The sequence below is a fragment of the Sphingobium sp. MK2 genome (assembly GCF_040170545.1).
GTDB lineage: Bacteria > Pseudomonadota > Alphaproteobacteria > Sphingomonadales > Sphingomonadaceae > Sphingobium.
Genome location: NZ_JAZDXA010000090.1, coordinates 1 through 2,277, shown reverse-complemented (window position 1 = coordinate 2,277; position 2,277 = coordinate 1). Strand labels below are relative to the sequence as shown.

1 protein-coding gene, 1 tRNA gene and 1 pseudogene are annotated in these 2,277 nt (G+C 59.3%); 1 reads left to right on the top strand and 2 read right to left on the bottom strand.

All coding sequences use genetic code 11. The features are described 5' to 3' along the window. Nucleotides 1-549: 549 nt before the first annotated feature. Nucleotides 550-1,602: pseudogene (locus V2I08_RS20330) on the top strand (recombinase family protein); the annotation flags it as partial. A 147-nt stretch (nucleotides 1,603-1,749) separates the two neighbouring features. Here the strand turns inward: V2I08_RS20330 and V2I08_RS20325 are convergent. Together V2I08_RS20325 and V2I08_RS20320 are read right to left on the bottom strand one after the other, a co-directional pair. Then, a complete protein-coding gene (locus V2I08_RS20325) occupies nucleotides 1,750-1,980 on the bottom strand; it encodes a hypothetical protein (RefSeq protein ID WP_349636563.1) in 231 nt (76 codons plus the stop codon). Between the two features lie 220 nt (nucleotides 1,981-2,200). Then, a tRNA-Met gene (locus V2I08_RS20320) sits at nucleotides 2,201-2,277 on the bottom strand.

Below are 2,277 nucleotides of genomic sequence, written 5' to 3'. Positions count from 1 at the left end.
TATGAACGCAAGCGATCCGATCAATATTATCTGCCAAATCTTGCAGGGAGGGGGCCGTCCACATATGGCGCATCATGTCCATCGGTCTGCGCCAATGGGCGCATGGGTTCTGATCAATGCTCGTTGGTATAAGGCCTCAGGGCGACATGAACAGACGGCCGCTTTTAAGCCGCTCCGAATGCGGGCTGAACGACTGATTGTAGGGCGCAAAGCCGATGGTCTGCTTCCCTCGGCTCGATCGTCCGCTTCCGGCGGAACCGGACGTAGATCGGTTCGGCTTTTGTACGGCCGGGTCTGGTCGACTCCCGCCGGGTTAGCAGAAGACGGACTGCACCCGGGAAACGAGTATTTGGTGACGAAAAGCGAACGAAGGCCATTGGCAGCTCGCCGCTAGCTTATCGATTCCGGCATCCCAGACCCCCTGTGCAGTGTGGGGGCGGAATTCCCGCGACAGCATAAAAGCGCGCTCTAATTTTGATATCTTCCTCAGATTGGCAAGAATGGTCAAATCTGTAGACTGACCCCAAAGCTCACCTCTGGAGACTCCGAATGCCCCGCGTAGCGCTGTATGCCCGCTATTCCGACGACAAGCAGAGCCCTGCATCCATCGACGACCAGTTTTTGATATGCCGTGAACAAGCGGCGCGCGAAGGCTGGAGAATTGTCGCCAACTATAAGGATGCAGCGATCTCCGGCGCGAGCGTCATACTCCGTCCCGGCATCCAGTCACTTTTGCAGGATGCGCAGATGGGGCGCTTCGACATTCTGCTTGCCGAGGCGTTGGATCGCGTGTCGCGCGACCAGGCCGACGTCGCCACGCTTTACAAGAATCTCCAGTTCGCCGGCGTGAAGATCGTCACCCTGGCCGAGGGTGAAGTTTCTGAACTGCATGTCGGCCTCAAGGGCACTATGAACGCGCTGTTCCTCAAGGATCTTGCAAAGAAGACCCATCGCGGTCTGCGCGGCCGCGTCGAGAAGGGCAAATCCGGGGGCGGGCTTTGCTTTGGCTATGACGTCGTGCGGCGCTTCTCCAGCGAAGGCGAACCGGTCCACGGTGAGCGCAGCATCAATGCCGCCGAAGCTGAAGTCATTCGCCAGGTTTTCCGACAGTTCGCCAACGGGCTCAGCCCCCACGCAATTGCCTGCCGCCTGAATGACTCCGGGATTTCAGCACCAACGGGCAAGCTCTGGACATCGACCACGATCCGCGGCCACGTAAAGCGCGGCACCGGCCTGCTCAACAATGAACTCTATATCGGCAAGCTCGTCTGGAACCGGCTGCGCTATCTGAAGAACCCGCAAACCGGCAAGCGGGTCTCCCGCATCAATCCCAAATCCGAATGGATTGTGACCGAGGTTCCTGACCTGCGGATCGTGGATGAAGAACTCTGGCAGGCCGTGAAGGCGAGGCAAGAGAATATCGCGATCCAATATGCCGACGTCATCGAGGCAACCCGCTCCGCCCATACAGCTCTTAATCGCACGCATCGCCCGAAAAGCCTACTCTCCGGCCTGGTTTACTGCGGCTGCTGCGGCGGTCCTTATTCCCTTCGCGGGCAGGGGCGGTTTGCCTGTTCGAACCATGTTGATACGAAAAGCTGCTCGAACGGGCATAGCATTACGCGCGACAAGCTGGAATCGCGCGTCCTTGATGGTCTGCGCGATCGCATGATGACCCCCGAAGTCGCGGCAGAGGCCATTCGAACCTATGTCGACGAGAGCAACCGGATCAACCACCAGCGCCGGGCGTCAGAAATCGCCGATCAAACTGACCTGCAGAAAGTCCTCAAGTCGATCAAGGGGGTCGTCAAGCTGGCCGAAGAAGGCAAAGGCACGCGCACGCTTGTCGATCATTTGCTGGAGCTGGAAGCGCAGGAGGATGCGATCCGCGCACGGCTCGCCGCGGCACCGGCGGATGTGCCCGACATCCATCCCAACATCTCCGAGATATATCGGCGCAAGGTCGAGCGACTGACGCATGCACTATCGCAGCCGGAAGAGCGCCAGGAATCCGCTGATGCGTTGCGGGCACTGATCGAGCGCATCGAGCTCACGCCCGGCGCGAAACGCGGTGCGATCAACGCCATGCTGTACGGCGAGTTTGGCAGGATCCTGGAGTGGATCGAACAGCGTCGATTGGCCGAGAATGCACAAAGCCCCGGCGCTTTCGCGTCGGGGCTTTGTGGAATGTCGGTTTCGGTGGTTGCGGGAGTAGGATTTGAACCTACGACCTTCAGGTTATGAGCCTGACGAGCTACCGGGCTGCTCCATCCCGCG

What these genes read in the sequence shown, in the direction of transcription:
- V2I08_RS20325 (WP_349636563.1), bottom strand. Translation starts at nt 1,980, where the DNA reads ATGCGTCAGTCGCTCGACCTTGCGCCGATATATCTCGGAGATGTTGGG.